This is a genomic window from Labrys sp. ALF-8 (assembly GCF_059699065.1).
The window spans coordinates 1,386,343-1,412,956 of sequence record NZ_AP048537.1; the positions used below are offsets into that span (position 1 = coordinate 1,386,343).

At 64.0% G+C, this 26,614-nt stretch carries 24 protein-coding genes and 1 tRNA gene; 11 read left to right on the forward strand and 14 right to left on the reverse strand.

Annotated elements, in window-relative coordinates; all coding sequences use genetic code 11:
- Window positions 1-75 precede the first annotated feature (75 nt).
- Both AC6H34_RS06315 and AC6H34_RS06320 read right to left on the reverse strand, forming a co-directional pair.
- On the reverse strand, window positions 76-1,041 hold the full coding sequence (locus AC6H34_RS06315) for a formylglycine-generating enzyme family protein (RefSeq protein WP_497538244.1): 966 nt from the start codon (window positions 1,039-1,041) through the stop codon (window positions 76-78).
- 16 nt (window positions 1,042-1,057) lie between these two features.
- Window positions 1,058-2,026, reverse strand: coding sequence for an HAD family hydrolase (locus AC6H34_RS06320; RefSeq protein WP_497539850.1), 969 nt, complete (start codon window positions 2,024-2,026; stop codon window positions 1,058-1,060).
- Window positions 2,027-2,237: 211 nt separating this feature from the next.
- Between AC6H34_RS06320 and AC6H34_RS06325 the strand changes: the two genes are divergently transcribed.
- Window positions 2,238-2,657, forward strand: coding sequence for a hypothetical protein (locus AC6H34_RS06325; protein WP_448150819.1), 420 nt, complete (start codon window positions 2,238-2,240; stop codon window positions 2,655-2,657).
- An 18-nt stretch (window positions 2,658-2,675) separates the two neighbouring features.
- Here AC6H34_RS06325 and AC6H34_RS06330 read toward each other — a convergent pair whose 3' ends face one another.
- Together AC6H34_RS06330 and AC6H34_RS06335 are read right to left on the reverse strand one after the other, a co-directional pair.
- Window positions 2,676-3,068 (reverse strand): DUF2721 domain-containing protein, encoded by a 393-nt coding sequence (locus AC6H34_RS06330; RefSeq protein ID WP_497538245.1) that lies wholly within the window; start codon window positions 3,066-3,068, stop codon window positions 2,676-2,678.
- 124 nt (window positions 3,069-3,192) lie between these two features.
- Window positions 3,193-4,092 carry a hypothetical protein gene (locus tag AC6H34_RS06335; RefSeq protein ID WP_497538246.1) on the reverse strand — a complete coding sequence of 300 codons (900 nt, stop codon included), beginning with the start codon at window positions 4,090-4,092 and terminating at the stop codon, window positions 3,193-3,195.
- Window positions 4,093-4,604: 512 nt separating this feature from the next.
- Here AC6H34_RS06335 and AC6H34_RS06340 point away from each other — a divergent pair.
- Window positions 4,605-5,186: a GNAT family N-acetyltransferase gene (locus AC6H34_RS06340; RefSeq protein WP_497538247.1), complete on the forward strand. Its 582-nt coding sequence runs from the start codon at window positions 4,605-4,607 to the stop codon at window positions 5,184-5,186.
- Window positions 5,187-5,260: 74 nt separating this feature from the next.
- On the opposite strand, the gene AC6H34_RS06345 is transcribed toward AC6H34_RS06340, so the two are convergent.
- The 3 genes from AC6H34_RS06345 to cpdR form a co-directional block, all read right to left on the reverse strand.
- The gene (locus AC6H34_RS06345) at window positions 5,261-6,811 is read right to left on the reverse strand and encodes an arylsulfatase (RefSeq protein WP_497539851.1); all 1,551 of its coding nucleotides are present in this window, start codon (window positions 6,809-6,811) and stop codon (window positions 5,261-5,263) included.
- Window positions 6,812-7,299: 488 nt separating this feature from the next.
- Window positions 7,300-7,374 (reverse strand) — tRNA-Val (locus AC6H34_RS06350).
- A gap of 78 nt (window positions 7,375-7,452) precedes the next feature.
- Window positions 7,453-7,815, reverse strand: a complete 363-nt coding sequence (gene cpdR / locus AC6H34_RS06355) for a cell cycle two-component system response regulator CpdR (protein WP_448150815.1) — start codon at window positions 7,813-7,815, stop codon at window positions 7,453-7,455.
- Window positions 7,816-8,085: 270 nt separating this feature from the next.
- Between cpdR and AC6H34_RS06360 the strand changes: the two genes are divergently transcribed.
- From AC6H34_RS06360 to AC6H34_RS06375, 4 genes are all read left to right on the forward strand, one after another.
- Window positions 8,086-8,964 (forward strand): N-formylglutamate amidohydrolase, encoded by an 879-nt coding sequence (locus AC6H34_RS06360; RefSeq protein ID WP_448150814.1) that lies wholly within the window; start codon window positions 8,086-8,088, stop codon window positions 8,962-8,964.
- Window positions 8,961-9,500, forward strand: coding sequence for a gamma-glutamylcyclotransferase (locus AC6H34_RS06365; RefSeq protein WP_448150813.1), 540 nt, complete (start codon window positions 8,961-8,963; stop codon window positions 9,498-9,500). Before AC6H34_RS06360 ends, AC6H34_RS06365 begins: the two co-directional genes overlap by 4 nt.
- A gap of 240 nt (window positions 9,501-9,740) precedes the next feature.
- Window positions 9,741-10,325, forward strand: a complete 585-nt coding sequence (locus AC6H34_RS06370) for an HNH endonuclease (RefSeq protein ID WP_448150812.1) — start codon at window positions 9,741-9,743, stop codon at window positions 10,323-10,325.
- A 201-nt stretch (window positions 10,326-10,526) separates the two neighbouring features.
- On the forward strand, window positions 10,527-12,341 hold the full coding sequence (locus AC6H34_RS06375) for a cation:proton antiporter domain-containing protein (protein ID WP_497538248.1): 1,815 nt from the start codon (window positions 10,527-10,529) through the stop codon (window positions 12,339-12,341).
- 53 nt (window positions 12,342-12,394) lie between these two features.
- On the opposite strand, the gene AC6H34_RS06380 is transcribed toward AC6H34_RS06375, so the two are convergent.
- The 4 genes from AC6H34_RS06380 to AC6H34_RS06395 form a co-directional block, all read right to left on the reverse strand.
- The gene (locus AC6H34_RS06380) at window positions 12,395-13,183 is read right to left on the reverse strand and encodes a metallophosphoesterase family protein (RefSeq protein ID WP_497538249.1); all 789 of its coding nucleotides are present in this window, start codon (window positions 13,181-13,183) and stop codon (window positions 12,395-12,397) included.
- A 98-nt stretch (window positions 13,184-13,281) separates the two neighbouring features.
- Window positions 13,282-14,016: a metallophosphoesterase family protein gene (locus tag AC6H34_RS06385; RefSeq protein ID WP_448150809.1), complete on the reverse strand. Its 735-nt coding sequence runs from the start codon at window positions 14,014-14,016 to the stop codon at window positions 13,282-13,284.
- Between the two features lie 94 nt (window positions 14,017-14,110).
- A complete protein-coding gene (locus AC6H34_RS06390; RefSeq protein ID WP_448150808.1) occupies window positions 14,111-14,851 on the reverse strand; it encodes a metallophosphoesterase family protein in 741 nt (246 codons plus the stop codon).
- Between the two features lie 222 nt (window positions 14,852-15,073).
- Window positions 15,074-17,635, reverse strand: coding sequence for a GcvT family protein (locus AC6H34_RS06395; protein WP_497538250.1), 2,562 nt, complete (start codon window positions 17,633-17,635; stop codon window positions 15,074-15,076).
- A gap of 667 nt (window positions 17,636-18,302) precedes the next feature.
- Between AC6H34_RS06395 and AC6H34_RS06400 the strand changes: the two genes are divergently transcribed.
- Window positions 18,303-19,874: an acetolactate synthase large subunit gene (locus AC6H34_RS06400; protein WP_497538251.1), complete on the forward strand. Its 1,572-nt coding sequence runs from the start codon at window positions 18,303-18,305 to the stop codon at window positions 19,872-19,874.
- Window positions 19,875-19,973: 99 nt separating this feature from the next.
- The gene (locus tag AC6H34_RS06405) at window positions 19,974-20,129 is read left to right on the forward strand and encodes a DUF3309 family protein (RefSeq protein WP_448150804.1); all 156 of its coding nucleotides are present in this window, start codon (window positions 19,974-19,976) and stop codon (window positions 20,127-20,129) included.
- A 102-nt stretch (window positions 20,130-20,231) separates the two neighbouring features.
- On the opposite strand, the gene AC6H34_RS06410 is transcribed toward AC6H34_RS06405, so the two are convergent.
- Together AC6H34_RS06410 and AC6H34_RS06415 are read right to left on the reverse strand one after the other, a co-directional pair.
- Complete coding sequence (locus tag AC6H34_RS06410) at window positions 20,232-21,464, reverse strand: MFS transporter (protein ID WP_497538252.1); 1,233 nt, start codon at window positions 21,462-21,464, stop codon at window positions 20,232-20,234.
- A 211-nt stretch (window positions 21,465-21,675) separates the two neighbouring features.
- Entirely contained in the window at window positions 21,676-22,356 is a 681-nt protein-coding gene (locus AC6H34_RS06415) for an alpha/beta hydrolase (RefSeq protein ID WP_497538253.1), read from the reverse strand.
- 159 nt (window positions 22,357-22,515) lie between these two features.
- Here AC6H34_RS06415 and AC6H34_RS06420 point away from each other — a divergent pair, with 159 nt between their 5' ends.
- Window positions 22,516-24,075 (forward strand): trimethylamine methyltransferase family protein, encoded by a 1,560-nt coding sequence (locus tag AC6H34_RS06420; RefSeq protein WP_448150801.1) that lies wholly within the window; start codon window positions 22,516-22,518, stop codon window positions 24,073-24,075.
- A 247-nt stretch (window positions 24,076-24,322) separates the two neighbouring features.
- Window positions 24,323-24,604, forward strand: coding sequence for a hypothetical protein (locus AC6H34_RS06425; RefSeq protein ID WP_497538254.1), 282 nt, complete (start codon window positions 24,323-24,325; stop codon window positions 24,602-24,604).
- On the opposite strand, the gene AC6H34_RS06430 is transcribed toward AC6H34_RS06425, so the two are convergent.
- Window positions 24,598-25,710, reverse strand: coding sequence for a helix-turn-helix domain-containing protein (locus AC6H34_RS06430; protein WP_497538255.1), 1,113 nt, complete (start codon window positions 25,708-25,710; stop codon window positions 24,598-24,600). The two genes, AC6H34_RS06425 and AC6H34_RS06430, sit on opposite strands and share 7 nt — an antisense overlap.
- A 148-nt stretch (window positions 25,711-25,858) precedes the next feature.
- On the opposite strand from AC6H34_RS06430, the gene AC6H34_RS06435 reads away from it, so the two are divergent.
- Entirely contained in the window at window positions 25,859-26,575 is a 717-nt protein-coding gene (locus AC6H34_RS06435) for a hypothetical protein (protein ID WP_497538256.1), read from the forward strand.
- The last annotated feature ends 39 nt before the right edge of the window (window positions 26,576-26,614 follow it).

Below are 26,614 nucleotides of genomic sequence, written 5' to 3' on the forward strand. Positions count from 1 at the left end.
GACCGCAGCCAGCATGTTACGGTTACTGAGAAGACAGTAATTCGTAAATGGAACGAAATATTATAGGGTTTATAGTCAGCCATCCTCACTTCGTCGTACTACGCACCGAAATCCCACATGGCTCGTAGAGGTATCGACCGGCTCGGCGTGGCGCGCGGCCGGGCGATATCGTCGGCAATAATTGGGGGCGCAAAGGTGCGAACCGCCCTTCAGGACGCGGCGAGGAATGCGGATGGCCGGTTGAGCGCCGTCATAGCTGGCGGCTTCGGGGCCGCCCCGCGGATTGACCGGAACGCAGCAGGCCTTGGGCGCGTCGGCCGGGTGGCGCGACGACCAGAAGTCGCTCGTCCACTCCCAGACATTGCCGACCATGTCGTAGAGGCCGAAGCCGTTGGCGGGGAACGATCTCACAGGCGAAGTGCGCGCCCAGCCGTCCGCCCGACTGTTCTTGACCGGAAAGTCGCCATGCCAGGTGTTGGCCATGAACTGGCCCTCGGGCATGAATTCATCGCCCCAGGCAAATTCAGCGTCATCGAGACCGCCCCGTGCCGCGAATTCCCATTCGGCCTCGGTGGGCAGCGATTTGCCCGCCCACTCAGCGTAAGCGAGGGCATCGCAATAGGCCACATGCACGACCGGATGGTCATCGAGGTTTCGCAACGAGGATTTCGAACCATAGGGCTGGCGCCAATTGGCCCCGAACTCGAAGCTCCACCATTGCGACCAGTCGCGCAGGTCCTTCACCCGTCGCGGCGAGGTGAACACCAGCGAGCCTGCCCTCAGCATATGCGGCAAGGCCCCCGGATAATCCTTGGGATCGGGCGGGATCTCCGCGAAGGTCCTGTGGCCCGTCGCCTCGACGAAGGCAGCGAACTGGCGGTTTGTGACAGGCGTCTCATCGATCCAGAAACCGTCGACGCTGACGCGATGGCTGGGAGCCTCCTCCGGATAATGCCGGTCCGAGCCCATGCGAAAGGTTCCTCCCGGCACATGGACCATGCCCTCGGGAACCGCCCTCGCCTCCGCCTCCTCGATCACCACGTCACCTCGCTCGTTGCTATGGCGGGAATACCACCTTCCAATCCGCCTTCATATCCACCACCTGCCAATTGCGCGCGGCGGCCTCGTCGAGCGCCTTGTCGAGCTTGCCGATCGGCGAACGGCGGTCATACGCCCATTCCCGTCCGGCATCCGTGTGATGGAGGAGCAGTGGCAGCCGCGCGCCGCCGCCAGCGGCGGTATATTGCAGCATCTGCAGATCGCCGTCGGAATTGCCGAAGGCCAGGATCGGCCGCCTCCCGATGAAGCGGTTGATCCCTACCGGCTTGCCGGGACCGTCATCGACGAATTCGACCTTTGCCTGCTTCAGCAGGACCGGCTTGCCGTCGGGGCCGGTCGCATAGGTCACCACGCCCGAGCTTCCGACGACCTGCTCGGGGGGAATGCCATAGCTGCGTTCGGCGAAGACGCGCATGAACTCCACCCCGCCACCGGAGACGATGAAGGTCTTGAAGCCGTTCGCCCTGAGAAAGGCGAGCAGTTCCAGTTGCGGCTGGTAGACGAGCTGATCATAGGGACGCCCCAACGTGGGATGACGCGCTATCTCGAACCAGTTCTTGACAGTTTCGGCGAAGGCCTCCGTGGACATCCCCGCATGTGTCGCCGCCACGATCTGACCCAGGCCTTTTTCGCCTGAGGCCATGACGCCTTTCCGATCGCCGGCAAGGATGGATCTGAAGGGTTCCCTGTTCCTCCATTCCGGGTGTTGCGGCGCAAGCCGCTTCACCTCGTCGAGCGCGAAGGCGAGCTGGAAATACAGCGGCTGCTCGGCCCAGAGCGTGCCATCGTTGTCGAAGGTGGCAATGCGTGCCTCGGGCGGCACGAAATCCGGGCTGCCCGGCGTAGCGACGCGCCTGACGAAGTCCAGGATGGCCCTTCTCGCCCCGCTCTCGTTCCAGGAAGGCAGCGGATCGTCCCCCGCCAGGGCGCGGCCGCCGAGAGAAAGAAACAAGCCGCCGGCTGTGATCGAGAGGAACAGGCGTCTCGATGCTGAAATCCGTTTCAATCAAGCCTCCCCGCGTTTCGATGAGGAGGGTCCCCTCCGGAACCAGGTCTTGGCGCAACCTCGCATGGCGCGGCGCATACATTGAGGGTGTAACAGTAACAGACGTGTCTTGCCCCCGGCGTCGGGGCCACTATCGGCTGATAGTAGTCACCCGATTATTCCGAGGCCTCCGATGTCCCTTTCAATTTCCCGGTGTTATCGACTGGCAGGTGCCCTCCTTGCGGCGACGGTCTCCTGCCAGGCGGCCGGCGCAGCATCCTGGGATCGCTTCGACGGCGCCTGGGTCGCCGAAGGCGAGGCATGCGCCAAGGTCTTCACCACGCGCAACGGCAAGACGAGCTTCTCCAAGCAGCAGGGCAGCGGCCTGCCCGGCTTCATCGTACAGGGCGGCCAGATCCACGGTCTCACCAGCCAATGCTCGATCGCCTCGCGCAAGGATGTCGGCGATGCATTCAAGATCTTGCTGCATTGCCGCTCGCAGATCATGTTCGGCGACATGTCGGTCATGGTAAAAGTCAAGGATGACGACACGATTGCGCGGGTGGATCCGGATTTCCCGGACGTCGAGACCACTTATCATCGTTGCAAGTGAGGGGGCGATCCCGAACGATCAACGTTCCCCGACACGCGCCGCGGCGAGTATCTCCAGGAGGAAAAAGATCAGGCTGAGAGTGAAGAACACGATTGCTATGATGAACATCAGGACAATAGTGCGGTTGTTCTGCCAGCCGAACAGTGTATCGACGAAGACGAGATTCACCATGAGGCCTGTCCCTATGCCGCTCAGAACGCACAGGACCAGCGCCATGCGAATGCGGTGCATCCGCTGCATGTGATCGCCCCGGCTTCGCACTCCGGAGACGGCAGCGGCCTGGTCCTGAAGGCGCGCCAGGCGGCCGACCAGCAGCGACAGCATGCCGACGATCGCGCCCAGCAGGAAGGCGGGCGCGGCGGAGACGCTGATGACGCGGGTGATCTCCTCGATCGGAATATCCTTGAGCACGCCCTCCTCCATCATTGCCCCTTTGGGGCTCGCATGACGGCACCGAGCTAAATCTCTCCGATCCCAATTCCAAACGTGTAACGGTAACGATCCTCATTCGAGGCGGAGCACGCCGGGCTGAGGCTCATGCCTCGCCGCGAACGCCGGACATAGCCGGCTTGTCGTGCACCGAGCCCGTGCCGCGGGGTTCGGGCTCGGGCCGGTGGAAAAGCTGAGACCTGATCGCGCCTGTCATTTCCACCACCGAGCGAAAAATCCTGTCGGTCAGCTCGGCCACGGAGGAAGCGCTTGGCAAGTCGTCGCTGATCTGGTCGAGATCGTCGACACCGTAGAGTTCCCCGGTCTCCAGATCGGACAGGGACCACACGTGACGCTTGCCGCCTGTGATCGGCAGGACGCTGACTTCCAGGCCGAAGACACGATCATCGCTGCCTACGACGTCCTCGAAACTCCTCCCTCGGGGTTTCTGGCGTGGGGAGGGTGCGAAGAATACCCTGTACGACTTCGCGATCAGCCTCTGAACCAGGGTATTCACGAGCAGGATCCCGCAGCTATAGGCGGATTTGTTGCGTGGATCGGTCCCGTGACTCAGCACGATGCACTGGCTTGCGTAGGACACGGGTCCACCCAGCAACGAACAACCCGACGAACCCGGGGACGCGGGACGTTCGAAAAGCGGGATATAGCTACCCGGCTTCATGATGATCTTGACGTCGTCACTCGCCCCGGGCCCGTTGTAGTAGGCCTCTAGAGCCGAACGCAGACGGGTTGCTTCGATGCGCACGATCGGGTCCACATTCGGATCGAAATCCTCGCCGCGTCCGAATACATCGACACCGATCGAATAAGCCTTTATCCGGTCGCCGCGCCCCGCAATTGTTTCCTGAACAACAAAGTGTAGAAATTTGCGGTTTCGTTCCGATATGCGAGCCCCACCATCAGATAAAAGCTTAGATAAAGCCCTGTCGATCGCGCTACGGTTGCTGTTTATATTTGAGCTATAACCGGAATTGACGACGCCCATACCAGCACCCCCGACCGCTCGTATATACGCCATGTCAATTTGGCATAAAGCGGTATGAGCGTCCACTGTTACTTATTATCGGGAAGCTATACAATCTTTGTAAGGATGTCGTGTTCGGTGGCAGTCAACAGTTGTCGATATTCTTCGACGCGCTCGTCAGCGATGGCGCTGCTCGAACGGGTCCAGTAGTCGACGGCCTCGCAAGCGCTTTCGTAAGCACCGACCAAATCAAGAAGGTAGGGATCTTCTTTGACACATCGCCGAAGATTGGACCTGTACTCAGGCCAGCGAAGCATCAGCCGGGCCAAGCCACGTTTTTGAACATGCTCCACGACAACCCCCAGGGGTGAAGCAATGACAGCCTGCGTGAATGGGGCATATTGCACCGAATGCGGGGCAAGGCTGCACAGTTACCGTTACAGTGACAGGGACGCCGTAAGAGCGCTATGAACGAAGTTCCACATCCGCGCGCGTCCCTTGGAACGCATTCTCCCATCAGGACCTCCAGATCCATGAGTGAGCAAGCTCGATCCCCGTTCCAGATCCGTTGCGCGGACTTCTCCGATGGCTGGGCGCTGGCGCAGCTCCTCATCGACTGCTTCAAGGACATGCCCGGCGGCGCACCGTCCCAGGCCGTCCTGAACGATGCCAATCGCGAGGATTCGCGGGCTCTCCTGACAACCAGGGAAAAGGGCGTGATAGTGATCGCCGAGGCCGAAGGTGAGATCTGCGGCACGGTTTCGCTGTTCGCGACCCACGCGGCCGGAAGCGAGGTCTGGCGGCACGGCGGCTATGGGCTGCGCCATCTGGCAGTGGCTCGCGAACAGCGTGGGCGGGGCCTGGGCCGCCTCCTGCTGGGACAAGCCGAAGCCCTGGCATTCGAGCGCGGGGCGAATTGCCTGTGCGTTCACATCCCGGCAGGATCCCCCCGCCTTGCCGCTCTCTTCACCACCCGCGGCTATCTGCGGGATCCCAGCGGAGATTTCGACCGCGGCTCGTTTGCCTATTGGGAAGGCTACTATCTGCCTGCTGCCAAGAGCCTATCCGAAGGGTTGTCCGCGGAACCGGCAGCATCTCCCCTGTCCCCACTCTGAAACCCGGTTACAAAAAAGACCCCTCCATCCGAACCTTGGAGGGGCCTGCAATCGTCCGAACGATCGCGACGCGATCAATCGTGGGACGTCTTGTCCAGGGAGTTCATCAGGGCGTTGACGGCCTGGTCGATGCTGAAGCTGGCGGGACGCTGGCTCGGGGGATACTCCTTGAAGGTCTGCAGGAAGGGAACGACTCGCCACACGCCGTATTGGATGAGATAGGCATTCCTGGCCAGCCAGTCGTAATATTGGTCGGAGACCACGTCGGCACGCTCCATCGGGTCCATCCTGAGATTGAAGACCTTCGGCGCCCGCAGGCATATGAACGGATTGGCCCAAACCTCGAAACCACCCGGCTTGCGCTGTTCGCAGAACACGATCTTCCAGTCACCGTAACGATAGGCGACCAGTTCGCCATCGTCGTTGAAATAGAAGAACTCGTTCCGAGCCGACTTGGGCTGCTGGCCGGTAATGTAGGGAAGCTGGTTGTAGCCGTCGAGATGGACCTTGGCTTGCGTCGTTCCGAGCGTCGTGCCCTTCAGCAACTGATCCTTCACATTGGGATCGCCAGCCGCGGCAACGAGGGTCGGGAACCAGTCGAGACCCGAAACGATATCGTTGGACACCGATCCCGCCTTGATATGGCCGGGCCAGCGGATCAGCGCCGGCACGCGGAAGGCGCCTTCCCAATTGGTATCCTTCTCGCTTCTGAAAGGCGTGGTCGCAGCATCCGGCCACGAGAACTGGTTCGGGCCATTGTCCGTCGTGTAGAGCACGATCGTGTCGTTGGCGACGCCGAGATCGTCGACCGCCTTGAGGAGTTTGCCCACGTCGCCGTCATGCTCGATCATGCCATCGGCGTAGTCGTTGCCGGGCATGCCGCTCTGGCCTTTCATCGATTCGCGCACATGCGTGAACAGATGCATGCGGGTGGTGTTCATCCAGGTGAAGAAGGGCTTCTTGGCCTTAACCTGCCGTTGCATGAAGTCGATCGCAGCGGCGGTCGTCTCGTCGTCGATCGTCTCCATCCGCTTGCTGGTCAGCGGGCCGGTATCCTCGATGCGTCCGTCCGCATAGGAATGAAGGACCCCGCGAGGCGAGTTGGATTTGACGAAAGTCTCGTCGTTCTTTGGATAGTAGGGCCGTTCCGGCTCTTCCTCGGCATTGAGATGATAGAGATTGCCGAAGAACTCGTCGAAACCGTGCCGCGTCGGCAGGTATTCGTCGCGATCGCCGAGATGGTTCTTGCCGAACTGACCTGTCGCATAGCCGAGCGGCTTCAGGGCCTGGGCAATGGTGACGTCACGGTCCTGCAGGCCTACCGCAGCACCGGGAATGCCGACCTTGCACAACCCGGTGCGCAGGCAGACCTGGCCGGTGATGAAGGTGGAGCGGCCGGCGGTACAGCTGTTCTCCGCGTAATAATCGGTAAATGTCATACCTTCATTGGAGATACGATCGATATTCGGGGTTCGATAACCCACCACCCCGCGTGAATAAGCGCTTATATTGTACTGCCCGACATCATCACCGAAGATGACCAGAATATTCGGCTTCTGCGTATCCTGGGCTTGGGCTGGTGCCTGGGACAAGGCTCCGAGAGCGACAGTCGCAGCGGCCAACAACAGCTTGTGGCGTTTCAAGATGACCTCCAACGCTTGGCGGACGGGTTTTGCCGGGTGCAGAGGGAAGCACTCCCTGGCCCTCCGGGACTAATCGTGCCCTCGCCCAGGTTCCGCGCAGGAGACCTGGACTCGGCCGGCAGTCTCGCATCTGCGGCACGGAGGCACGATGATGTAACCGTAACACCGGGGCTGAGGGAGCAAGGGCCGCCGGACGAGGCTGTCCGGCGGCAGGATTCGCAGGATGTGCCGCTTCGCCGGCATCATCGGCGCAGGCGTTCTTATCCGCCCCGCTAAGCAGCGGGCGGAGCCTCATCCCTTGTCGCGATGCCCGCCACGGGGCAGTTGCTTGACTGGATGGAAAAAAGCCCGATCAAAGTCCGGGATGGAAGATCCAGAGACGGCCATACACGGCTCGAAGCCTTCCGGCAGTCTTGTTCCAATGTAGGGACTTGTCTCGTCTTGCGGACGTTCCGAGGCATGTTAAGCGATGGTGGGCGCGACAGGGATTGAACCTGTGACCCCTACGATGTCAACGTAGTGCTCTCCCGCTGAGCTACGCGCCCATCGCTTGCGGAGGCCGGCCTCATAACAGGTTGAATCCGGGCATGCAAGCCGTTCGGCCGGTTATTTTTCCGGAAAGCTCAGGCTGCCTTCAGAAGCTTGTCGACTTCGTTGACCAGGTCCTTGAGATGGAAGGGCTTGGAAAGCACCTTGGCATCCTTGGGAGCGGCCGAATCGGGATTGAGAGCCACCGCGGCGAAGCCCGTGATGAACATGACCTTGATGTCGGGGTCGAGTTCGGTGGCGCGGCGGGCAAGCTCGATACCGTCCATCTCGGGCATGACGATGTCGGTGAGCAGCAGTTCGAAGGGCTCCTCGCGAAGCCGATGATAGGCCGACAGGCCGTTGTCGTAGGAACTCACCTCATGGCCGGCATTCTGCAGCGCGCGCACAAGGAAGCGGCGCATGTCATTGTCGTCTTCGGCGAGGAGAATCTTGTTCATTGCTGTTGCGTCCCGAATCCCCGGCCCGGCCGGAGCTCATTGCACGTCTATAAACCGCCGTCAGGGTAAATGCTTCGTTTACATTGCAATAGAGTTAACCCGTCTTCCATTGTTTCGCCACGGTGGTAAGCAGAAAATGATCGTCCGGGGCTTGTGATGCTTCCGCACACGTGATTTTCTCAAAACCATTGGATCTGCCGCCCGTTCCCGTCGTGCTCCGATCGATTCGAGGGGACCGGTGCGGAACTGTCGCTGAGGCCCGTCAACCGTATGGAAATCGAGCTCAACCCTCCCTTCGACGTGGTCGAGCCGGCGGCCTATTCGGCGCCTCTACTGTTCAATTCGCCGCATTCCGGCCGGGTCTATCCGCGCACTTTTCTGGAAGCCTCGCGCCTCGACGCCGTTGCCCTGCGCCGGTCGGAAGACGCTTTCGTCGACCTGCTGCTCGCCGATGTCGCCAGCAGCGGCTCGCCCTTGATGAGCGCCCGCTTCCCGCGGGCCTATCTGGACGTCAACCGCGAACCCTATGAGCTCGACCCGCGCATGTTCGAGGGGCGCCTTCCCAACTACGCCAACACCCGTTCGCTGCGCGTGGCCGGCGGGCTCGGCACGCTGGCGCGCGTGGTAAGCGAGAGCCAGGAAATCTATGCGAGGCGCCTGCCGGTGGACGAGGCGCTGAGCCGCATCGAGGAGCTCTACAAACCCTACCATCGCACCTTGCGCCGCCTGCTCAGCGACATTCATCGCGAATTCGGCGTGGCGCTGCTGGTCGATTGCCACTCCATGCCCTCCTGCGGCCTCGCCCGCGAGGAGCGCCCCCGCGCCGATATCGTGCTGGGCGATCGATACGGCACCTCCTGTTCGCATCTGATCATGGATTGCGCCGACGAGACATTGCGTTCACTCGGCTATGCGGTGGCGCGCAACAAACCCTATGCCGGCGGCTACATCACCGAGCATTACGGCAATCCCGGCGCCGGATTCCACGTCATCCAGGTCGAGATCAACCGGTCTCTCTATATGAATGAGCGCGACTTCAGCCTGCTTCCGGCCTTCGAGCGGCTGAAGCAGGACCTCGTGGTGCTGCGTGACGCGCTCGCCTCCCTGCCTTTCCATTATCTCGACGCATTCCATCTGGCGGCCGAGTGAATCAGCACGACGCACCCCTCCCCGACGCCGCTTGGGTATTCGGCTACGGATCGCTGATGTGGAACCCCGGCTTCGCCTATGAGGAGCGGCGCAACGCCGAGATCCATGGCCTGCACCGGGCGCTGTGCATCTGGTCGCATGTGCATCGCGGCACGCCGGAAAAGCCGGGCCTTGTGCTCGGGCTCGATCTCGGCGGTTCCTGCCACGGCGTCGCCTTCCGCGTCGCGCGGGAGAACTGGGCCGGGACGGTGGATTATCTGCGCCGGCGCGAACAGGTGACCAGCGTCTATATCGAGATCCTGCACGAGGCCCGGCTCGACGATGGCCGCCTTGCGCGCGTCCTCGCCTACCGGGCGGACCGGCACCATCTGCAATATTGCGGAACGCTGCCGAGGGAACGGCTCCTGGAGACGGTGCGCGGCGCGGTGGGCCTTTCGGGTGCCAATCCCGACTACGTGCTTGCGACGCACGACCACCTGGAGGAACTCGGCATCCCCGATGCCACGCTGAGCTGGCTCGCCAGGCAATTGCGGTAGCGCCTCAGGGGCCGCCTGCCTAGCGGGAGAAGCGCGCCAGACACGGAGGAAGGATCACCGATCGCCCTCTTCCTTTCCGGCGAGGCCGCCTTTCCGAGATGCCGATCCCACCACTTCACCCCCGAAGGCCGGCGACCGCCTCCAGGAATTCCCCTTCACAAGACCGACACGTTAATCCTACATTGTCGTGACGAACGGCCGAATCGGCTTTCGGCTGAGCAATGGTGTCAGGAGTGCGTTGTGACGGCGCATGTCTCGCCTGCGGTCTTTCATCCGCCAGTCTCGCCGGAGGCGTGCCCCGCCCTCGTGCTCAATGCGGATTACAGGCCCTTATCCTACTATCCGCTTTCACTCTGGTCCTGGCAGGATGCGGTGAAGGCGGTGTTTCTCGACCGGGTCAACATCATCTCCGAATATGACAAGGTCGTGCGAAGTCCCACTTTCGAGTTCCGATTACCCTCGGTGGTCTGCCTCAAGAGTTATGTAAAACCAAGCCGCAACCCCGCCTTCACCCGCTTCAACGTCTTCCTGCGCGATTGTTTCACCTGCCAATATTGCGGAACGCGCTCCGACCTGACCTTCGACCACGTGATCCCGCGCTCCCGGGGCGGACAGACAACCTGGGAAAACGTCGTCGCCGCCTGCTCGCCCTGCAATCTCAAGAAGGGTGGCGCCATGCCCGCCGAAGCCGGCATGCATCCCAACCAGAAGCCCTACGCTCCCACCCTCTCCGACCTGCACCAGAACGGCCGGCATTTCCCGCCCAACTACCTGCATGACAGCTGGCTGGACTATCTCTACTGGGATACCGAGCTGGAACCGTAGTCGGCGGCCCCCCCAACACACGAGACGGCGAGTCTTTTTCCCGCGGCACCGGGATGAGCGTTCTTTTGCGAACCTGCATTCCACCTTGCCGATTGTTAACGCGCGATCACCGCTGATCTCGCCTAGACTCTTGCCGCCCCCGCGCAAACATCATCAAATCCGAGGTGCCCCGAAGCACGTCAGCCCGAGAAGGAAGGTTTCATGCCGCACGACACGCCGTTGATCGCAACGATCGTCGCCGGCCTGGGACTAGCCTTCCTCTTCGCCCTGGTGGGGCAGCGCCTGAAACTCTCGCCCATCGTCGCCTATCTGCTGTGCGGCGTGGTGGTCGGCCCCTTCACGCCGGGTTTCGTCGCCGATCAGCACCTTTCGACGGAACTCGCCGAGATCGGCGTCATCCTGCTGATGTTCGGCGTCGGCCTGCATTTCTCGCTGAAGGATCTTCTCTCGGTCCGCGCCATCGCCATTCCCGGCGCCGTCGGCCAGATCGTGGTGGCGACGCTTCTCGGCATGGGCTTCGCCTGGCTGCTCGGCTGGGGCCTCGGCGCAGGGCTGGTCTTCGGCCTCGCGCTCTCGGTTGCCTCGACCGTCGTGCTGCTGCGGGCCCTGCAGGAGCGCAAGCTGGTCGAAACCGAGCGGGGACGCATCGCCGTCGGCTGGCTGATCGTCGAGGACCTGGTCATGGTGATGACCCTGGTGCTGATCCCGCCGCTCGCCGACATCCTCGGCGGCAACACACCGGGAGAAGCGCCTCCGCCGGGCCTGCTCGCCAATCTCGGGCTCAATCCCATCGGCGGCGCGCTGCTGGTCACGGCCGCAAAGGTCGCTGCCTTCGTGGCGCTCATGCTGCTGGTCGGGCGCAAGGTCATTCCCTGGATCCTGCACTTCGTCGCCCATACCGGTTCGCGAGAACTCTTCCGCCTCGCCGTTCTGGCGATCTCGCTGGGCGTCGCCTACGGCTCGGCCCAGCTTTTCGGTGTTTCCTTCGCGCTCGGCGCCTTCTTCGCCGGCATGGTGCTGGCGGAGTCGCCGCTGAGCAGCCAGGCAGCCAGGGAGACGCTGCCGCTGCGCGACGCCTTTGCCGTGCTGTTCTTCGTCTCCGTCGGCATGCTGTTCAACCCGGCCATCCTGATAGAACAGCCGCTCGCGGTGCTCGGTACCGTCCTGATCATCGTGGTCGGCAAGTCGATCGCCGCCTTCCTGATCGTGCGCAGCTTCCACTATTCCAAGAGCGTGGCGCTGACCATCTCGGCGAGCCTTGCCCAGATCGGCGAATTCTCCTTCATCCTGGCCGTTCTCGGGGTTGACCTCCAGATCATCCCCGGCGCGGCGCGCGATCTCGTCGTCGCGGGCGCGCTGATCTCGATCGTCGTCAATCCGCTGCTCTTCATGGCGCTCGATCGGTTCGTCCTTGGGACGGAGCGCGCGCACCCCGCCTCGCCTCCCGATCCCGACAGCGGGGCTGCCACGGAAAGCAAGCCGGCCGGGAAGCCACCCCGCGACAAAGGCGAGAGCAAGGAAGAAGCGCGCCCGACCGCCCTTACGGGCCATGCCATCCTCATCGGGCACGGCCGGGTGGGCAGTCGCGTCGCCACCGCGCTGCGGGAGAGCGGCATCCCCTTCCTGGTGATCGAGGAGGGGCAGAACGAGATCGAGCGTCTGCGCACGGCGGGCATTGAAGTGCATGCCGGCCCGGCCGGCGATCACAAGAGCCTGGAGCGCCAGAACCTGGCCGGCGCGAAATGGCTCGTCGTAGCCATTCCCGATCCGTTCGAGGCGGGACACCTCGTGGAACAGGCACGGGCCCTCAATCCCGGCATCCGCATCCTCTCACGGGCGCATACCGAGGAAGGCGTGGCCTATCTCAAGGGACTCGGCGCCGACGTGATCCTGATGGGCGAGGAAGAGGTGGCGCGCGGCATGATTCGCGACATGGTCGACAGCGGGAAGGCGGAGGCCACTTCCCGCGACGGGGAGACGCCGCAAGGGGAGGAAATCAGGCCTCTTGCCTCGTAGGAGACCCCGACCCCAAGTCGCTCAGGGCCGGCACCCGGCTATCATGTGCGGGTTCACACCGTGCCGTAGGGATGCCAGGCGGAGCTCCTGGCCGGCAGGCTGGTAAACACCCTCGCATCGTCATCCTCGAAAATGGCGGCGGTCAGCGTGCCGCCATAGCAGGCGCCGGTATCGAGATTGATGCGGTTGGTGCGGAAATCGGCCTCGTCAACCGGCGTATGGCCATGCACGATCTTCTTCTCGAAGAGCTTGCCCGAGGGCAGGAACTCGTCTCGGATCCAGATCAGGTCATATTCCTGCTGCTCGGCCAGCGGCACGTCGGGCCGCGCACCGGCGTGCACGAAGAAATAATCGCCCAATGTCACGCTGAGCGGGCGCGTGCGCATGAATTCGAGGTGCTCCGGGATCATCTTCGCCCGGAATTCCTTGCGCATCGCCTCGATGTCGGAAGGCGAAGACGGATTGGCCCCGCTCGTATCGACGCCGTAGCTGCGGATGGTTTCCAGTCCGCCCCATTTCACCCAGACATTAGCGTCGGGATCGCCCTGGAGAAAGGACATCAAAAGCGTTTCGTGGTTGCCGCGGATGACGTGGAGTTCGCAGCCGGGCACCGTGCCCATCAGCCGCGCCACCACGCCCCGAGAATCCGGCCCGCGATCGACGAGGTCGCCCAGGCTGATGACGATATGCCGGCGGTCGGGCCTCGCACGCGCCCGGGCGGACGCCTGGGCGAGAATGTCCTCGACGAGTTCGAGATGGCCATGGACGTCGCCGAAGGCAATGATACTAGTCCCCGCCGGAACGCGCGGCGGGATGGTGAAGGGCACGATACGGTTCTGCATGGGCGGCAGCATAGGGAGCGCGAAGGCCGGGAGCAAGGGAGAGCTGAGCCTTCCCCTGCGAGGCTGCCCATCCGGCGGAACATGGCTCACTCGGGGGCTCAGAAAATGGTCGCTTCCGTCCCTTCGATGAGCACCGCGGTAAGCGCGCCGCCGAAGCACGCCCCCGTGTCGAGATTGATTCGGTTGGGCTTGAAGGTCGCCACCCCCACCGGCGTATGGCCATGGACGATGCGCTTGCCGAAATCGCCCTCGAAAGCGAGGAAGTCCTCGCGAATCCAGATGAGGTCTTCCTCATCCTGCCGATCGAGCGCCACCCCCGGGCGCACGCCGGCATGCACGAAGAAGTAATCGCCGCATTCGAAGGTGAGCGGCCGCCCCGCCAGGAAGCCGATATGGTGCTGGGGCATCCTATCGATCAGGGCAAGGCGCAGGTCTTCAAGATTCGCGCCCTCCGCAAGCGCCTGCTCGAGATCGACGCCATAGCTTGCCAGAGTGCGCAGACCGCCATTATACAGCCACGTCCCGGCTGCTTCGCCGCCCCGCAGGAACTCGAGCATCATGGCCTCGTGGTTCCCGGCCAGCACGACGAGTTCGCAGCCCTCGACGCCGCGCGCGAGCCGCTCGACGGCACGTGCCGAATCCGGACCGCGATCGACCACATCTCCCACCGAGACTAGAATGTGCCGCCGTTCGGGAAATGCCGCCACTCGCTCCGACACACGCTCCAGAAGCGCTTCGAGCTTGTCGTAGCAGCCATGCACGTCGCCGAAGGCGATGACGCTGATGCCGTCGGGAATACGCGGTGCGCTGGCGGTGCCTGTATCCCCTTGCATGACCGGTGGTTTTCCCTGTGAAGGGAACATAGTGCATTCGGCGGTCCGATTGTGGCAAGGAACTGCTGGCAGCACCTCGCCATTCCCGCCCCGCTCAGAAGATCGACACCTCCGTGCCCTCGAACAGGGCCGCCGTCAGCCGGCCCGAGGCATAGGCCTTGGTGTCGAGATTGATGCGGTTGCGGTTGAAGTCGGGCTTCCGCACCGGCGTATGGCCGTGGACGATCTTCTTCTCGAAGCGCTGCTTGGAGTGGAGGAACTCGTCACGGATCCAGACGAGGTCGCGCTCCTCCTGCTGCTCCAGCGGCACGCCCGGGCGCACGCCCGCGTGCACGAAGAAGTAGTCGCCGATGGCGAAGGAGGTGCGTAGGCTGCGCAGGAAGTCGATATGGGCCTGGGGCATCGCGGCGAGAAGGTCCTCGCGCAACCGCCCGGCCGCCTTCTCGACACGGAAATTCTGGCGGCTGGCGATGCCGTAGCTCTGCAGGAAAGCCTCGGCGCCGAAGAAGCTGCGCCAGGCGTCGCCGATCGGCTTTTCGTCGAGGAAGCCGAGCAGCGCGTCCTCGTGATTGCCCTTGAGCACCACGAGTTCGCTGCCCTTCACGCCTGCCATCATGCGTTCGATCACCCCGGCCGAATCCGGCCCGCGATCGATCAGATCGCCAAGGCTCACGACGACATGCCGCGCACCGGGAAACAATGCGGCCCGACGTTCCACGCGATCCAGCAGGGGCTCCAGCAGATCGAGCCGGCCATGGATGTCGCCGATGGCGATCACGCTGGTATCCGGCGGCATGCCGGGTGGCTCCGGAAAGGGCATAGGCTTCTTGGGCATTCCAACAGTCCAGCGCCCATCGGATACCCGAGGGCGCGCTCTCCTCCCCTGGGTCGGGGAGGGTGGGGGGTGAGAGCCTACACTTCGACCAGCGAGGCGGTGAGGTCAACGCCCGCCACCCTATATGACGTGGAGAACACGGATCGGTGCTCGGTTCCCACGGCGGCGCACGCCCGCCTCTCCCATGCCGGAAAGGCGGACGATGCCCTGGCTATTCCACCCTCAGCTGCGCGGCTTGAGATTCTCCGGGTCGTATAGCGGCTTGTAGCCGACACCGGCGACCTCCACCGGATAGCTCTCGCCGAAATACTCTACCTGCAGCTTGCGGCCAGGCTGACAATAGCCCCAGGGCAGATAGGCGAGCGCGATGTTCTTGCCGACGGTCGGCCCGTAGGCGATCGAACTCGTGAAGGAGCGCCGGCCGAGTTCGTCCACCAGCGTCTCGCCGGTCTGCGGATCCATGACTGGCAGCGTACCGACGGGATAGCGGGCCACCCCCTTGGCATCGACATTGTCCGTCATGATCAGGGTGCAGAGCATGGCGGGCTGATGCTCCCTGGCGCGATGCTCCAGATGCCTGGCTTTGCCGCAGAAATCAGCTTCCTTGACCTTGGGACGCTGGAGATCGGCCTCCAGCAGGTTGTACTCGGTCAGGAGGTCGGCGTTCTGCAGGCGCAGGCTCTTCTCCATGCGGCGGCTGTTGGCATAGGTCTCGACACCGACCGCCATCACGCCGGTAGAGCGCAGGGCGTCCCAGACGGCGAGCCCGTCCTCATAGGCCATGTGCAGTTCCCAGCCTTGCTCGCCGACATAGGAGATGCGGAAGGCCGCGATATTCTTGCCGGCGATGCGGATGGGCTTGATCGCGGCGAAGGGGAAGTTCGCCGGCTCCAGGCCCTGTGGATCCTCAACCACCTTCTGCAGCGTGACGCGCGCATTCGGACCCCAGATGCCGATGGTGATGAACTTCTCGCTGACATCGGTGATGGTGACGTCGAAGCCCTTGTCTGCAGCGACCCGGCGCAGATAGTGATAGTCGCGCCGGCCGGCATCGGCGCCGTCAACCACGCGGCAGCGATCCGCCATGCGGATCACGGTGAGATCGGCGCGCACCATGCCTTCCTCGTCGAGGAAGTGGGTGTAGATGCCCTTGCCGATATTGGCGTCACCGCCGATCTTCGCCGCGCACACCCACTCCATCAGCGCAACGTGGTCCGGCCCCTCGACGTCGACCATGGCGAAGTGCGAGAGATTGATGATGCCGCAATCCTCGCTGAGAGCGAGCTGCTCGGCATTGGACACGCGCCAGAAATGGCGGTTGTCCCACTCGTTCTCGCGCACCGGGACTCGGTTGCCGTATTTCTCGAGCAGGTGCTCGTTGGCGGCATAGCCGTGCGCGCGTTCCCAGCCGCCCAGCTCCATGAAATAGCCGCCGAGTTCCTTCTCGCGCTCGTAGAAGGGCGACCGGCGCACATTGCGGCCGGTCGCATAGGGCTCACGGGGATGCACGGCCGGGTTGTAGACCTTCTGCGCCGCCTCGGTGCAGCGTCCCTCGATGAACGTCTCATCAAGCATATGCGGATAGAAGCGGGCATAGTCGATGCGGTTGTGATCGATGCCGGTGCGCCCGTCCGTCATCCAGTCGGCCACGAGCTTGGCCATGCCGGGCGCATCCTTGACCCAGATGGCCACCGCATACCACAGGCCCCGCACCTTCTGGCTCTCGCCGATGGAAGGCCCGCCATCGGTGGTGACCTGCAGCAGGCCGTTGAAGGAATGCCCCTCGTTGTAGCCGAGTTCGCCCAGGATCGGCGTCAGTTCCATGGCTCGTTCCAGGGGAGCGAGGATCTGTTCCATGTCGAGGTCGCGCTGCGAGGGCGACAGGCGCGCCTGGTTCTTTTCCAGGATATCGCGCGGATGGCACAGGCGCGGATTGGTCTCCTCGTAGTAACCCCATTCGATCTGGCCGCCCTCGGCGGTGGTCGGATCGCCCGTATCGCGCATATAGGCCGAATTGCCCTGGTCGCGCAGCAGCGGCCAGCCGATCTCCTTGCCCGTGCCGGCAAACTCGTTGTACGGCCCGAAGAAGGTGAGCGGATGGTCGATCGGCATCACCGGCAGGTCTTCGCCGGCCATCTCCGCGATCAGGCGGCCCCACAGCCCGGCGCAGACGATGACGTAGTCGGCCTCGATGGTGCCGCGATCGGTCACCACACCCTTGATGCGGCCGTTCTCGATGACGAGGGATTTGGCCGGGGTATTGGCGAAGGCCTGGAGCTTGCCAGCCGCAACGCCTTGGTCGACGAGCTTGCCTGCGACGGTCTGCGAACGCGGGATGACAAGGCCGGCATCCGGATCCCAGAGGCCGCCCTGTACCAGGCTCTCCTCGATGAGCGGAAACTTCTCCTTGATCTCAGCGGGTTCGATCAGGCGGGCGCGCGTGCCGAAGGCCTTGCCGGAAGCAACCTTGCGCTTGATTTCGTCCATGCGGCCGTCGTCGCCGACGCGAGCGACCTCAAGGCCCCCGACGCGGGCGTAATGGCCCATCTTCTCATAGAAATCGATGGAATAGAGCGTGGTCCAGCACGACAGGAAGTCATGGCTGGTCGCATAGCAGAAGTCGGAGGCGTGGGCGGTCGAGCCGATGTCCGTCGGAATGCCCGACTTGTCGATTCCGACAATATCGTCCCAGCCCCGCTCGATCAGGTGGTGGGCGACGGCCGCGCCGACGATCCCTCCCAGCCCGACGATGACGACTTTCGCCTTTGTTGGAAACACTGCCATTTGCCTGCGACTCCGAGTGCGTGATGCGGGGACATTAGAGACAGGCCGACGACGATAGCTTTCTGACAGCGACATTCTCGAAAGGCTGAGCGACGGGGACGCGGATTTCTGACCGCCGAACACAGGCGGATCGAGGTCGTTTCAGGCATGATGGGAGAAGGCGGGTCCCTCGGTCGGGTCGGGCGCCGCAACTGCGTCATTCTCCCTCGAGTGCAGCCTGCTTGCGCTTGCGCCAGCCGCCCCAGGCGAACAGCATTGTCAGCGGCAGCGACACCGCCCAGTGCGCGTATTTTCCGCCCGGTTCACCATGGCCGCCCCCCCGTTTTCATAGGCGGCCAGATCCCGGGAGATGGAAAATCCCGCGACAATCACCAGGACTGCAAGAATCCGATAGACTCACCATTTGCCAAGTGTCGACTTGAGCATTTAGTTCCTCGCTCTGTGCTTCACTCTGCCGCAGCGGTAGAGGCCTTTTCCGGAGGAAGGCCATATAGGGAAACATCGAGATTGGTCCAGCGCGTGTCTGCTGGATCACAAGACCTTGGGGCAGGACACACCGGCGCAAGCCGGTTCCTTCGATAACAGGGGCCTACGGCGTGAGGGCGATTGGCTTCCACCGCCTTACGCTCTAAAAACAAGTCGCTCGTTCACGAGATCCTGCACTCCCATGCCCGACAAGCCAATACCCCCCACCCTCAACGGCGCCGAGAGCCTGGTGCGGACGCTCGTCTCCGGGGGCATAGAAGTGTGCTTCGCCAATCCCGGCACCTCGGAAATGCATTTCGTCGGCGCGCTCGACCGCGTCGAGGGAATGCGGGCGGTGCTGTGCCTCTTCGAGGGCGTGGCCACTGGCGCGGCCGATGGCTATGCCCGCATGGCCGGCAAGCCGGCCGCGACGCTGCTGCATCTGGGACCGGGCCTCGCCAACGGGCTGGCCAACCTCCACAACGCGCGCAAGGTACCCGTGCCGATGGTCAACATCATCGGCGACCATGCTTCCGCGCACCAGCCTTTCGACGCCCCCCTCACGGCGGACGTCGCCGATTTTGCCCGGCCCGTCTCCCACTGGATCCATTCCTCCGCCAGTGCCCGCAGTGTCGCGGCCGACGCTGCCCGCGCCGTGCAGGCAGCCCGCCTGCCGCCCGGCCAGATCGCCAGCCTCATCTTGCCGGCCGATACCGCCTGGGGGGCGGCTGAGCGCCCTGCTCCGCCCCTGCCGGTGCCTGGGCCGGCAACCGTTTCGGACAGGGCTATCGCCGATGCTGCAGCGTCGTTACGCTCGGGCGGGAAAGTCGCCTTCCTCCTGCGCGGAGCGGCCTTGCGAGGCGAGGGGCTGGAAGCCGCCGGGCGTATCGCAGAAAAGACGGGCGCGCGGCTTGTCTGCGACACCTTCGCGCCCCGCATCGAGCGCGGCGCGGGACGCGTATATGTGGAGCGCCTGCCTTATCGTCCCCAGCCTGCCATCGACTTCCTCGCCGGTACGCAGACGCTGATCCTCGTGGGAACGCAGGCGCCCATCGCGTTCTTCGCCTATCCCGGCCAGCCCAGCGAACTGACGCCGCCAGGCTGCACGCCCCTCGTGCTCGCCCATCCTCACGAAGACGGAGCGGGCGCGCTCGAGGCGCTGGCCGATAGGCTGGGAGCTCGGGCGGCCGCTCCTGTCACGCCATTCGAACCGCCAGCCCTGCCCGCCGACGGCGCTCTGACGGCCGAGAGCATCATGCGAATCGCGAGCCACTTCCTTCCGGAGCAGGCCATCATCAGCGACGAGAGCGTCACGGCCGGCTTCCCGCACTACGCGCTGCTCGATCGTGCCGCCCCGCACGACTGTCTGCAGCTTGCCGGCGGCGCGATCGGCGACGGCATGCCGGTCGCCACCGGCGCGGCCATCGCCTGTCCGGGAAGGAAGGTCGTTTCCCTGCAGGCGGACGGCAGCGCGATGTACACCCTGCAATCCCTGTGGACGCAGGCGCGCGAGCAGTTGGACGTCACCACCATCATATGCGCCAACCGCGCCTACAAGGTGCTGCGCGACGAGGTGCAGGGTGTCGGCCTCGGGCAGGTGGGCCCCAAGGGCCTGTCCATGTTCGATCTCACCAATCCTGTGCTCGACTGGGTGAAGCTTGCTGAGGGCATGGGCGTCGAATCGGTACGCGTCGAGAGCACTGCCGGCCTGGCAGCCGCCTGTCGCTCTGCCATGAGCCAGCGGGGCCCACGCCTCATCGAGGCCCTTTTCTAAGAAGGCGGATGCTCGGCGCGCAGGCCGCGAGGCACGGAACTTCCAGGCACGGCCGGCGTTTACTGTCGGCAATCAAGAATAGCCCTGGGAGAATTTCTCATGCTCGGCACGATTCTGCTCGTCATCCTCATCCTGATGCTTATCGGCGCGCTGCCCACCTGGGGTTATAGCAGCGGATGGGGCTATGGCCCGTCCGGCGGACTTGGCCTCATCGTGATCATCCTGCTGATCCTGGTCTTGATGGGACGAATATAGCGTACAAAAGAGCACACCGTTTGAGCTCCCTCTCCCCACCGACGGGGAGAGGATTGAAATGAGGGGCACATCGCTTCCCTTGGCAAGCGTGCCTTGAGCCCCTCATACCCGTCCCCGCAGGTGCCTCGCCCTGCGCAGTTCGGGAAACCAGAACCACCACAGGCCCGCCACCGCGATGGTGGCCGTACCGCCGATGATGACCGCCGGCACCGCGCCGAAGGCCCAGGCGGATATGCCTGCGCGGAATTCGCCCAGTTCGTTCGACGCACCGACGAATACCATGTTCACCGCGTTGACGCGGCCGCGCACCGCGTCGGGCGTCCAGAGCTGGATCAGCGTCTCGCGCACATAGACGCTCACCATATCGAATCCTCCCATCAGACCGAGCGCCAGCACGGAGAGCCAGACCTCGGTGGAAGCGCCGAAAACGGCGGTGAAGAGGCCGAACATGGCCACGCAGGCGAACATGATCACGCCGGCATGATCCCTTACCGGATGGCGCAGCAGGAAGGCGGCGACCAGGATCGCCCCGATTCCGGGCGCCGCACGCAGGAGGCCGAGGCCCCAGGGGCCTACGGTCAGGATGTCGCGCGCATAGACCGGCAGCAAGGCCGTGGCGCCGCCCAGCAGCACCGCAAAGAGATCGAAGGAGATCGCGCCGAGAACGATTTTTTCCTTCCAGATGTAGCGAAAGCCGGCCACCACCGTCTCGAAGCTCGGCCTTTCCTTGGCTGTGCGCAACTGGGCCGGCGGGCGGATGCCCGCCGCCATCGCCGTTGCCACGGTCAGCAGCACCAGTGAGGTGGTGTAGGCCACTTCGGGCGAGATGCCGTAGAGCAGGCCGCCGGCCACGGGCCCGAAGACCGTGGCGATCTGCCAGGACGAGGTGCCCCAGGCAATGGCGCTGGCGAGATCCTCTTCCGGCACGAGGTTGGGCATCAGCGACTGTTGCGCAGGGCCGAAGAACGCGCGCAGCGTGCCCAGCACAACGAGCGTGCAGAAAATCGGCACCACGGTGTGCTCGCCCGTCATGGTGAAGGCGAGCAGGGCGAGAGCGCACAGGCCTTCCCCCACGATGCAGCCGGTCATGATCAGGACGCGGTTGAAGCGATCGGCGACGGTGCCCGTCACCAGCACGAGCAGAAAGGCGGGAAGGAACAGCACAAGGCCGACGATGCCGAGATCGAAGGGATCGCGGGTGATGTCATAGACCTGCCAGCCCACCGATACGCCCATGATCTGGGCGGAGAAGCTACCGAGGAAACGGGCGATCCAGTAACGGAGAAAGCCGGCGTGGCGAAAAGCGCCTGTGCGCGGCGAAACAAGTTCTGACATGATGGGGAGAACCAGGGAAATCGATTTTCTTTTAGGGAGATGAGGCGTCATGCGCAATGCTAGGCGCACAAAGGAGTAGGTCGATCGGTGACTGCCTTAGGCGCTGAATGCGCGGAACGCAGAGTGGCGATCACCGATCGCCATCGTCCTTCCCTGCAGAACGGGTCGTTTCCGAGTTTGTCGATTGGTAATCGGCACTCCAGCCGGCGTCTCAGCCCGTAAGGCTGTCGCCGATCGACGTCGACGGCTGCGCACCAAGCGCCTCCTTGAGGAAACGGGACGCCAGCCGGGTTGCCCTGGGCGAAATGACGTGCCCCACCCCCGGCAACAAATGCCGCTCCACCCGAACGCCAGCCTCGACGAGCCAGCTCTCGGCCTTTCCGTCTTCCTGGGGCGGCACGGCGCCGTCCTCGGCGCCGTGAACCAGCAGCACGGGCGTTTGCCGCGCCGGAGCGAAGGGCTCCGGCTTCACGAAACGTCCGGACAGCAGCACCACGGCACCTGCCTGCCAGCGGCCGGAGGCGAACCCATCGAATGCAATGGTCGCGCCCTGCGAAAAGCCGACCAACGCGACCCTCTCCGGCCGTCCGGCAAAGCCGTGATAGGCAATGAGCCCTTCCACCACCCGGTCGCAGACATCCCTCGCCGCCTCGATGCGCCCGGACCTGTTCTCCGGCGTCACCGCATCGAGGTCATACCACTGCCGCCCCGGCCCCGGAATACAGGCGAGCGGCGCATCCGGAGCTATCACCTTTGCGCCGGGCAATTCGCGGCGCAGCACCCTGGCGAGGGGATCGAGGTCGTGGCCGAAAGCGGCAACGCCGTGGAGGAGCAGGACGAGGTGATCCGAATAACTGGCCATCCGCAATGGATAGCCGTGCCACGGCCTCATGGCGAGCCCCCGGCATGCCGACGTCGTCCGCCTCGATGCGGAGAGGCTCTATCCTCGCTCCGCCACCTGCGTCGCTTTCCGGCAATTCGGCGGCGCGCTTGGGCGGCGAACCGCGCGCGGTCTCCCCTATGACAAGGCAATCAATTCCGGGAGAGCGCCATGACCGAGGCCATCGAGACCACAACGCCCACCGAAGCTCCTGCCGGCCGCCGTGGGCGTGACGCCCGCCGGGCCGCGCGCGTGCAGCGCAGCGGCGTATCGGTGCCCTACATCACCCGCAACATCCCCCTCACGGAGGTTCTCTCCGAGGAGGCGATGCAGATCATCGAGCACAATGCCGAGACCCTGCTCGAAGAGGTCGGCATCGAGTTCCGCGAATATCCGCGCGCCCTCGAACTCCTCAAGGCCGCCGGCTGCGACATCAAGGGCGAGCGCGTGCGCTTCCCCCGCGGCCTTGCCCGCAAGCTGATCCAGACCGCACCGCAGCAATATACCCAGCACGCCCGCAATTCCGAGCGCAACGTCGTCATCGGCGGCAACAATACGGTCTTCGCCCCCAATTACGGCTCGCCCTTCGTGCATGACCTCGACAAGGGCCGCCGCTACGGCACCATCGAGGACTTCCGCAATTTCGTGAAGTTGGCCTATGCCAATCCCTATGTTCACCATTCGGGCGGCACCGTGTGCGAGCCGGTGGACCTGCCGGTGAACAAGCGCCATCTCGAAATGACCTATGCGCATATGCGCCTCTCCGATAAGCCGTTCATGGGCTCCGTCACGGCGCCGGAGCGCGCGCAGGACACGGTCGACATGGCCAAGATCCTGTTCGGCGAGGAGTTCATCCAGCAGAACACCGTCTGCACCAGCCTGATCAACGCCAACTCGCCGATGGTGTGGGACAACACCATGCTCGGCGCGGCCGATGTCTATGCGCAGAACAACCAGGCCTGCATCATCACGCCCTTCATCCTCTCGGGCGCCATGAGCCCGGTGACGGTGGCGGGCACGCTCACGCAGGTGCTGGCCGAGGTGCTGGCGGGCGTTTCGTTCCTCCAGCTCGTGCGCCCCGGCGCACCGGCGATCTTCGGCACCTTCGTCTCGACCCTGTCCATGCAGTCGGGCGCGCCGACCTTCGGCACGCCGGAAGCGGCGCTCGCCATCTACGGCGCAGGCCAGCTCGCGCGCCGCATGAAGCTGCCCTTCCGTTCAGGCGGCTCGCTGTGCGCATCGAAGATCCCGGATGCCCAGGCTGCCTATGAGAGCGCCAATACACTGCTGCCGGCCATGTTCGGCGGCGTGAACTTCATGCTCCATTCGGCCGGCTGGCTGGAAGGCGGCCTCTCGGCTTCCTATGAGAAGTTCGTGATGGATTTCGACCAGCTCGGCGCCATGCATGTGCTGGCGAAGGGCGTCGACATGTCCGAGAACGGCCAGGCGATGGACGCATTCCGTCAGGTCGAGCCGGGCGGCCACTTCCTCGGCTGCGCCCACACCCAGGCCAATTTCGAGACCGCCTTCTACCGTTCCAACATTTCGGACAACAATTCGGTCGAACAATGGGAGGCCGAGGGCAAGCTCGACGCCGCCCAGCGCGCCAACAAGATCTGGAAGAAGACGCTGGCCGACTACGAGGCCCCTGCCATCGATCCCGGCATCGACGAAGCGCTGCGGGACTTCATCGAACGCAAGAAGGCCTCGATGCCCGATGCGAACTACTGAGCCCATCAGGGATCAGGACCTTCCGACGCCGCCCTCCCGGGGCGGCGTTTTCTTTTGGCGCGATCCGCGCGGGTGAGCCATGCCGCCGGACATGATGCGCAAGGACGGCCTTCAGCACGTAACAGGACATCAAAGACCGCATTTGCAACCTCGTGTTGAATCGCACGGAAGCAATTTCCCGTCTCGGGCATCGTCTTCTCATCGATCAAGCGCAAGCCCGCGCAAGATAAAGATGGAAGAAACGACGATGTTCAAGAAGATCCTGACCGGTGTACTGGTTACCGCCACGCTGGCCGGTGCCGCTGTCGCGACAACCGGCACTGCCGAGGCCCGCTATGGCCGCAACGGCGCCTTCGCCGCCGGTGCCGGCATCGGCCTCCTCGGTGGCCTTCTCGCTGGGTCGGCCTACAGCAACCGCTATTATTACGACGACTACAGCCCGGTCTACTATCGCCGTTGCTACATCAAGAAGCGCCGCGTCGCCGACTATTATGGCTGGCACTGGGAGCGCGTGAAGGTCTGCTACTGAGTTGTCTGCGTTCGGGTTGCGTCGAAGGCCTCGCGTAAGCGGGGCCTTTTGCTTTGGGCGCCTTCAGTCGCCGGCCGGCGGTTGGCCCTGCGCCAGTCGACCGGCGACATGCCGGTGACCCGCAGGAATTCCCGATTGAAGTTGGACTTGCTGAGGAAGCCGGCATCCATCATCACGCTGATGACGCTGGCATCCGTGGCGGCGAGCAGCCGGCAGGCCTCCTCGATGCGATGCCCGTTGACGTAATGGGACACGCTCATGCCGTGGATGCGATTCACGGCCGACGAGACGCGCCGCGCCGGCTGGCCGAGCTTGCGGGCAAGCCGCCCGAGATTGAGATCGGTGTCGCGGTAGATCTTCCTGTCCGCCATCAGCGCATCGAGCGCCGCTGCGACCGCCCGGTCCTCCGCGCTCGTCTCCCGGGCGGGAGCAGGGACCGCCTCGGTGTCTTCCGCCCGGTCCTCCCGCTCGCTCACCGCTGCCGAACCCGCCACGGAAGCGGCTGTGCCGAGGATCAGGAGAGCGACGACATTGGCGCCGGCCACCACCGTGCCGGCATGCGCGCCGCCGAACAAGGCCATGTCCAGGCTGATGGACACATCTGTCACCACCGAAAGGAGAGTGGCGAAGGCGACGACCTGCAGGGACCGGTAGGAACGCAGGATGCTGTCGAGCCGCGCCGCGACGAGGCGGTCGGGTCCGCCATGAGCCAGCCACGCCAGGGCGCTACCATAACCCAGGAAGGTGAGGAGGAGCACGAGGTCGATCGGCGCCGGCCACAGGAGCAGAAGCATCGCCACCAGGGCGGCGGGCATGAGATGCGGCCATGCCGCTCGCCAGCGCAAGGCGGGCTCTTCGCTCGCAAGGCCGTCGAAACACAGCCAGGCGAGCGGCGCGGCGAGCGCGGCAAGCAGGCTCTGCAACGGCACGAGAAAGTTGAGGCCGTACCCCCAATGCAGGCCGACCACGATCGATTGCAGCATGTAGAGAGCCAGCAGCAGGAAGAAGGGGTTGTCATGCCAGGCCCGCTCGTCCTGGCGCAGCATACGGGCGAGCAGGATGAGGAAGAGGAGAGCGCAGACGAAGGGCAGTGGGACGAAGATCATGATGCAGTGTAGTCCCGGGAGTTGGGTCGGACCAGACAGGCCTGTCCCGGATCGCGTTTGCGATCGACCCGGATCATGATCGAGGTCTCGCCGAATTCAGCTTTCATCGTTGCTGGCTGCCAATCCGAAACAGGATGGGAGTGTGGACATGAAACGAGCGTTGATTGCCGTCGGGCTTGTCATCGCCGCCGGCTGGGCCCTGCCGGGCCGGGCCTGGACCAGCAGCAGCGAGCTTGAGGTCGGCAGCGTCACCGGGGTCGTCGTCGAGGGCGAGGCGGCCCGCATCGAGATCAGCACGGATGCAACCGCACCCTACAAGGCGGTGATGCGCGGGCGAACCAAGGGCTGGTTCTCTTTCTGGTATTCGAGCTGGTCCGGCAGTCGCTGCGAACTCGCCGGCGCGATGACGCTGTCGGGCTCCGAGCTTCTCGTCAACACGGGCGCGCAGGACTGGTCGCTGTTCGACGACGACGCCTGCAATGTCGAACTCGACGTCAACCTGCCGCCGGGCGCGAGGATCTCGATCGACCAGAAGGCGACGATGTCGCGGCTGGAGGGCGACTTCTCCGCGCTGAAGGTGAAGAGCCATGCCGGTGACATCGCCCTCCAGGGACATGCCGGCGAAGTCGACATCGAGGGCAATGCCGTCCAGGCCCGCCTCGACTACGACAGGGTGGAGCGCAACGAGACCATCGCCCTCAGCGGCAATGCCCTGAATGCCGAGCTGAACTTTCCGCCGGCGACGGCGGTGGACTACCAGGTGACGGGAAATGCAACGCTGATCGACAGCGAAATGGCCTCGACACCGGGAGCAAGGCCACGGGTGCGCATCAGCGGCAACTTCCTGAGGGCCAGGATCCGGTAGGACGGCGGCGGGGACGGCGCGCCGGTTCAGGCGACCTGG

Bases quoted from the DNA above. Each gene is read 5' to 3' on its own strand.
- AC6H34_RS06325 (WP_448150819.1), top strand. From the start codon at position 2,238: ATGTCCCTTTCAATTTCCCGGTGTTATCGACTGGCAGGTGCCCTCCTT.
- AC6H34_RS06335 (WP_497538246.1), bottom strand. From the start codon at position 4,092: ATGGGCGTCGTCAATTCCGGTTATAGCTCAAATATAAACAGCAACCGT.
- AC6H34_RS06340 (WP_497538247.1), top strand. From the start codon at position 4,605: ATGAGTGAGCAAGCTCGATCCCCGTTCCAGATCCGTTGCGCGGACTTC.
- cpdR (WP_448150815.1), bottom strand. From the start codon at position 7,815: ATGAACAAGATTCTCCTCGCCGAAGACGACAATGACATGCGCCGCTTC.
- AC6H34_RS06360 (WP_448150814.1), top strand. From the start codon at position 8,086: ATGGAAATCGAGCTCAACCCTCCCTTCGACGTGGTCGAGCCGGCGGCC.
- AC6H34_RS06375 (WP_497538248.1), top strand. From the start codon at position 10,527: ATGCCGCACGACACGCCGTTGATCGCAACGATCGTCGCCGGCCTGGGA.
- AC6H34_RS06380 (WP_497538249.1), bottom strand. From the start codon at position 13,183: ATGCAGAACCGTATCGTGCCCTTCACCATCCCGCCGCGCGTTCCGGCG.
- AC6H34_RS06385 (WP_448150809.1), bottom strand. From the start codon at position 14,016: ATGCAAGGGGATACAGGCACCGCCAGCGCACCGCGTATTCCCGACGGC.
- AC6H34_RS06390 (WP_448150808.1), bottom strand. From the start codon at position 14,851: ATGCCCAAGAAGCCTATGCCCTTTCCGGAGCCACCCGGCATGCCGCCG.
- AC6H34_RS06395 (WP_497538250.1), bottom strand. From the start codon at position 17,635: ATGGCAGTGTTTCCAACAAAGGCGAAAGTCGTCATCGTCGGGCTGGGA.
- AC6H34_RS06400 (WP_497538251.1), top strand. From the start codon at position 18,303: ATGCCCGACAAGCCAATACCCCCCACCCTCAACGGCGCCGAGAGCCTG.
- AC6H34_RS06405 (WP_448150804.1), top strand. From the start codon at position 19,974: ATGCTCGGCACGATTCTGCTCGTCATCCTCATCCTGATGCTTATCGGC.
- AC6H34_RS06410 (WP_497538252.1), bottom strand. From the start codon at position 21,464: ATGTCAGAACTTGTTTCGCCGCGCACAGGCGCTTTTCGCCACGCCGGC.
- AC6H34_RS06415 (WP_497538253.1), bottom strand. From the start codon at position 22,356: ATGAGGCCGTGGCACGGCTATCCATTGCGGATGGCCAGTTATTCGGAT.
- AC6H34_RS06420 (WP_448150801.1), top strand. From the start codon at position 22,516: ATGACCGAGGCCATCGAGACCACAACGCCCACCGAAGCTCCTGCCGGC.
- AC6H34_RS06425 (WP_497538254.1), top strand. From the start codon at position 24,323: ATGTTCAAGAAGATCCTGACCGGTGTACTGGTTACCGCCACGCTGGCC.
- AC6H34_RS06430 (WP_497538255.1), bottom strand. From the start codon at position 25,710: ATGATCTTCGTCCCACTGCCCTTCGTCTGCGCTCTCCTCTTCCTCATC.
- AC6H34_RS06435 (WP_497538256.1), top strand. From the start codon at position 25,859: ATGAAACGAGCGTTGATTGCCGTCGGGCTTGTCATCGCCGCCGGCTGG.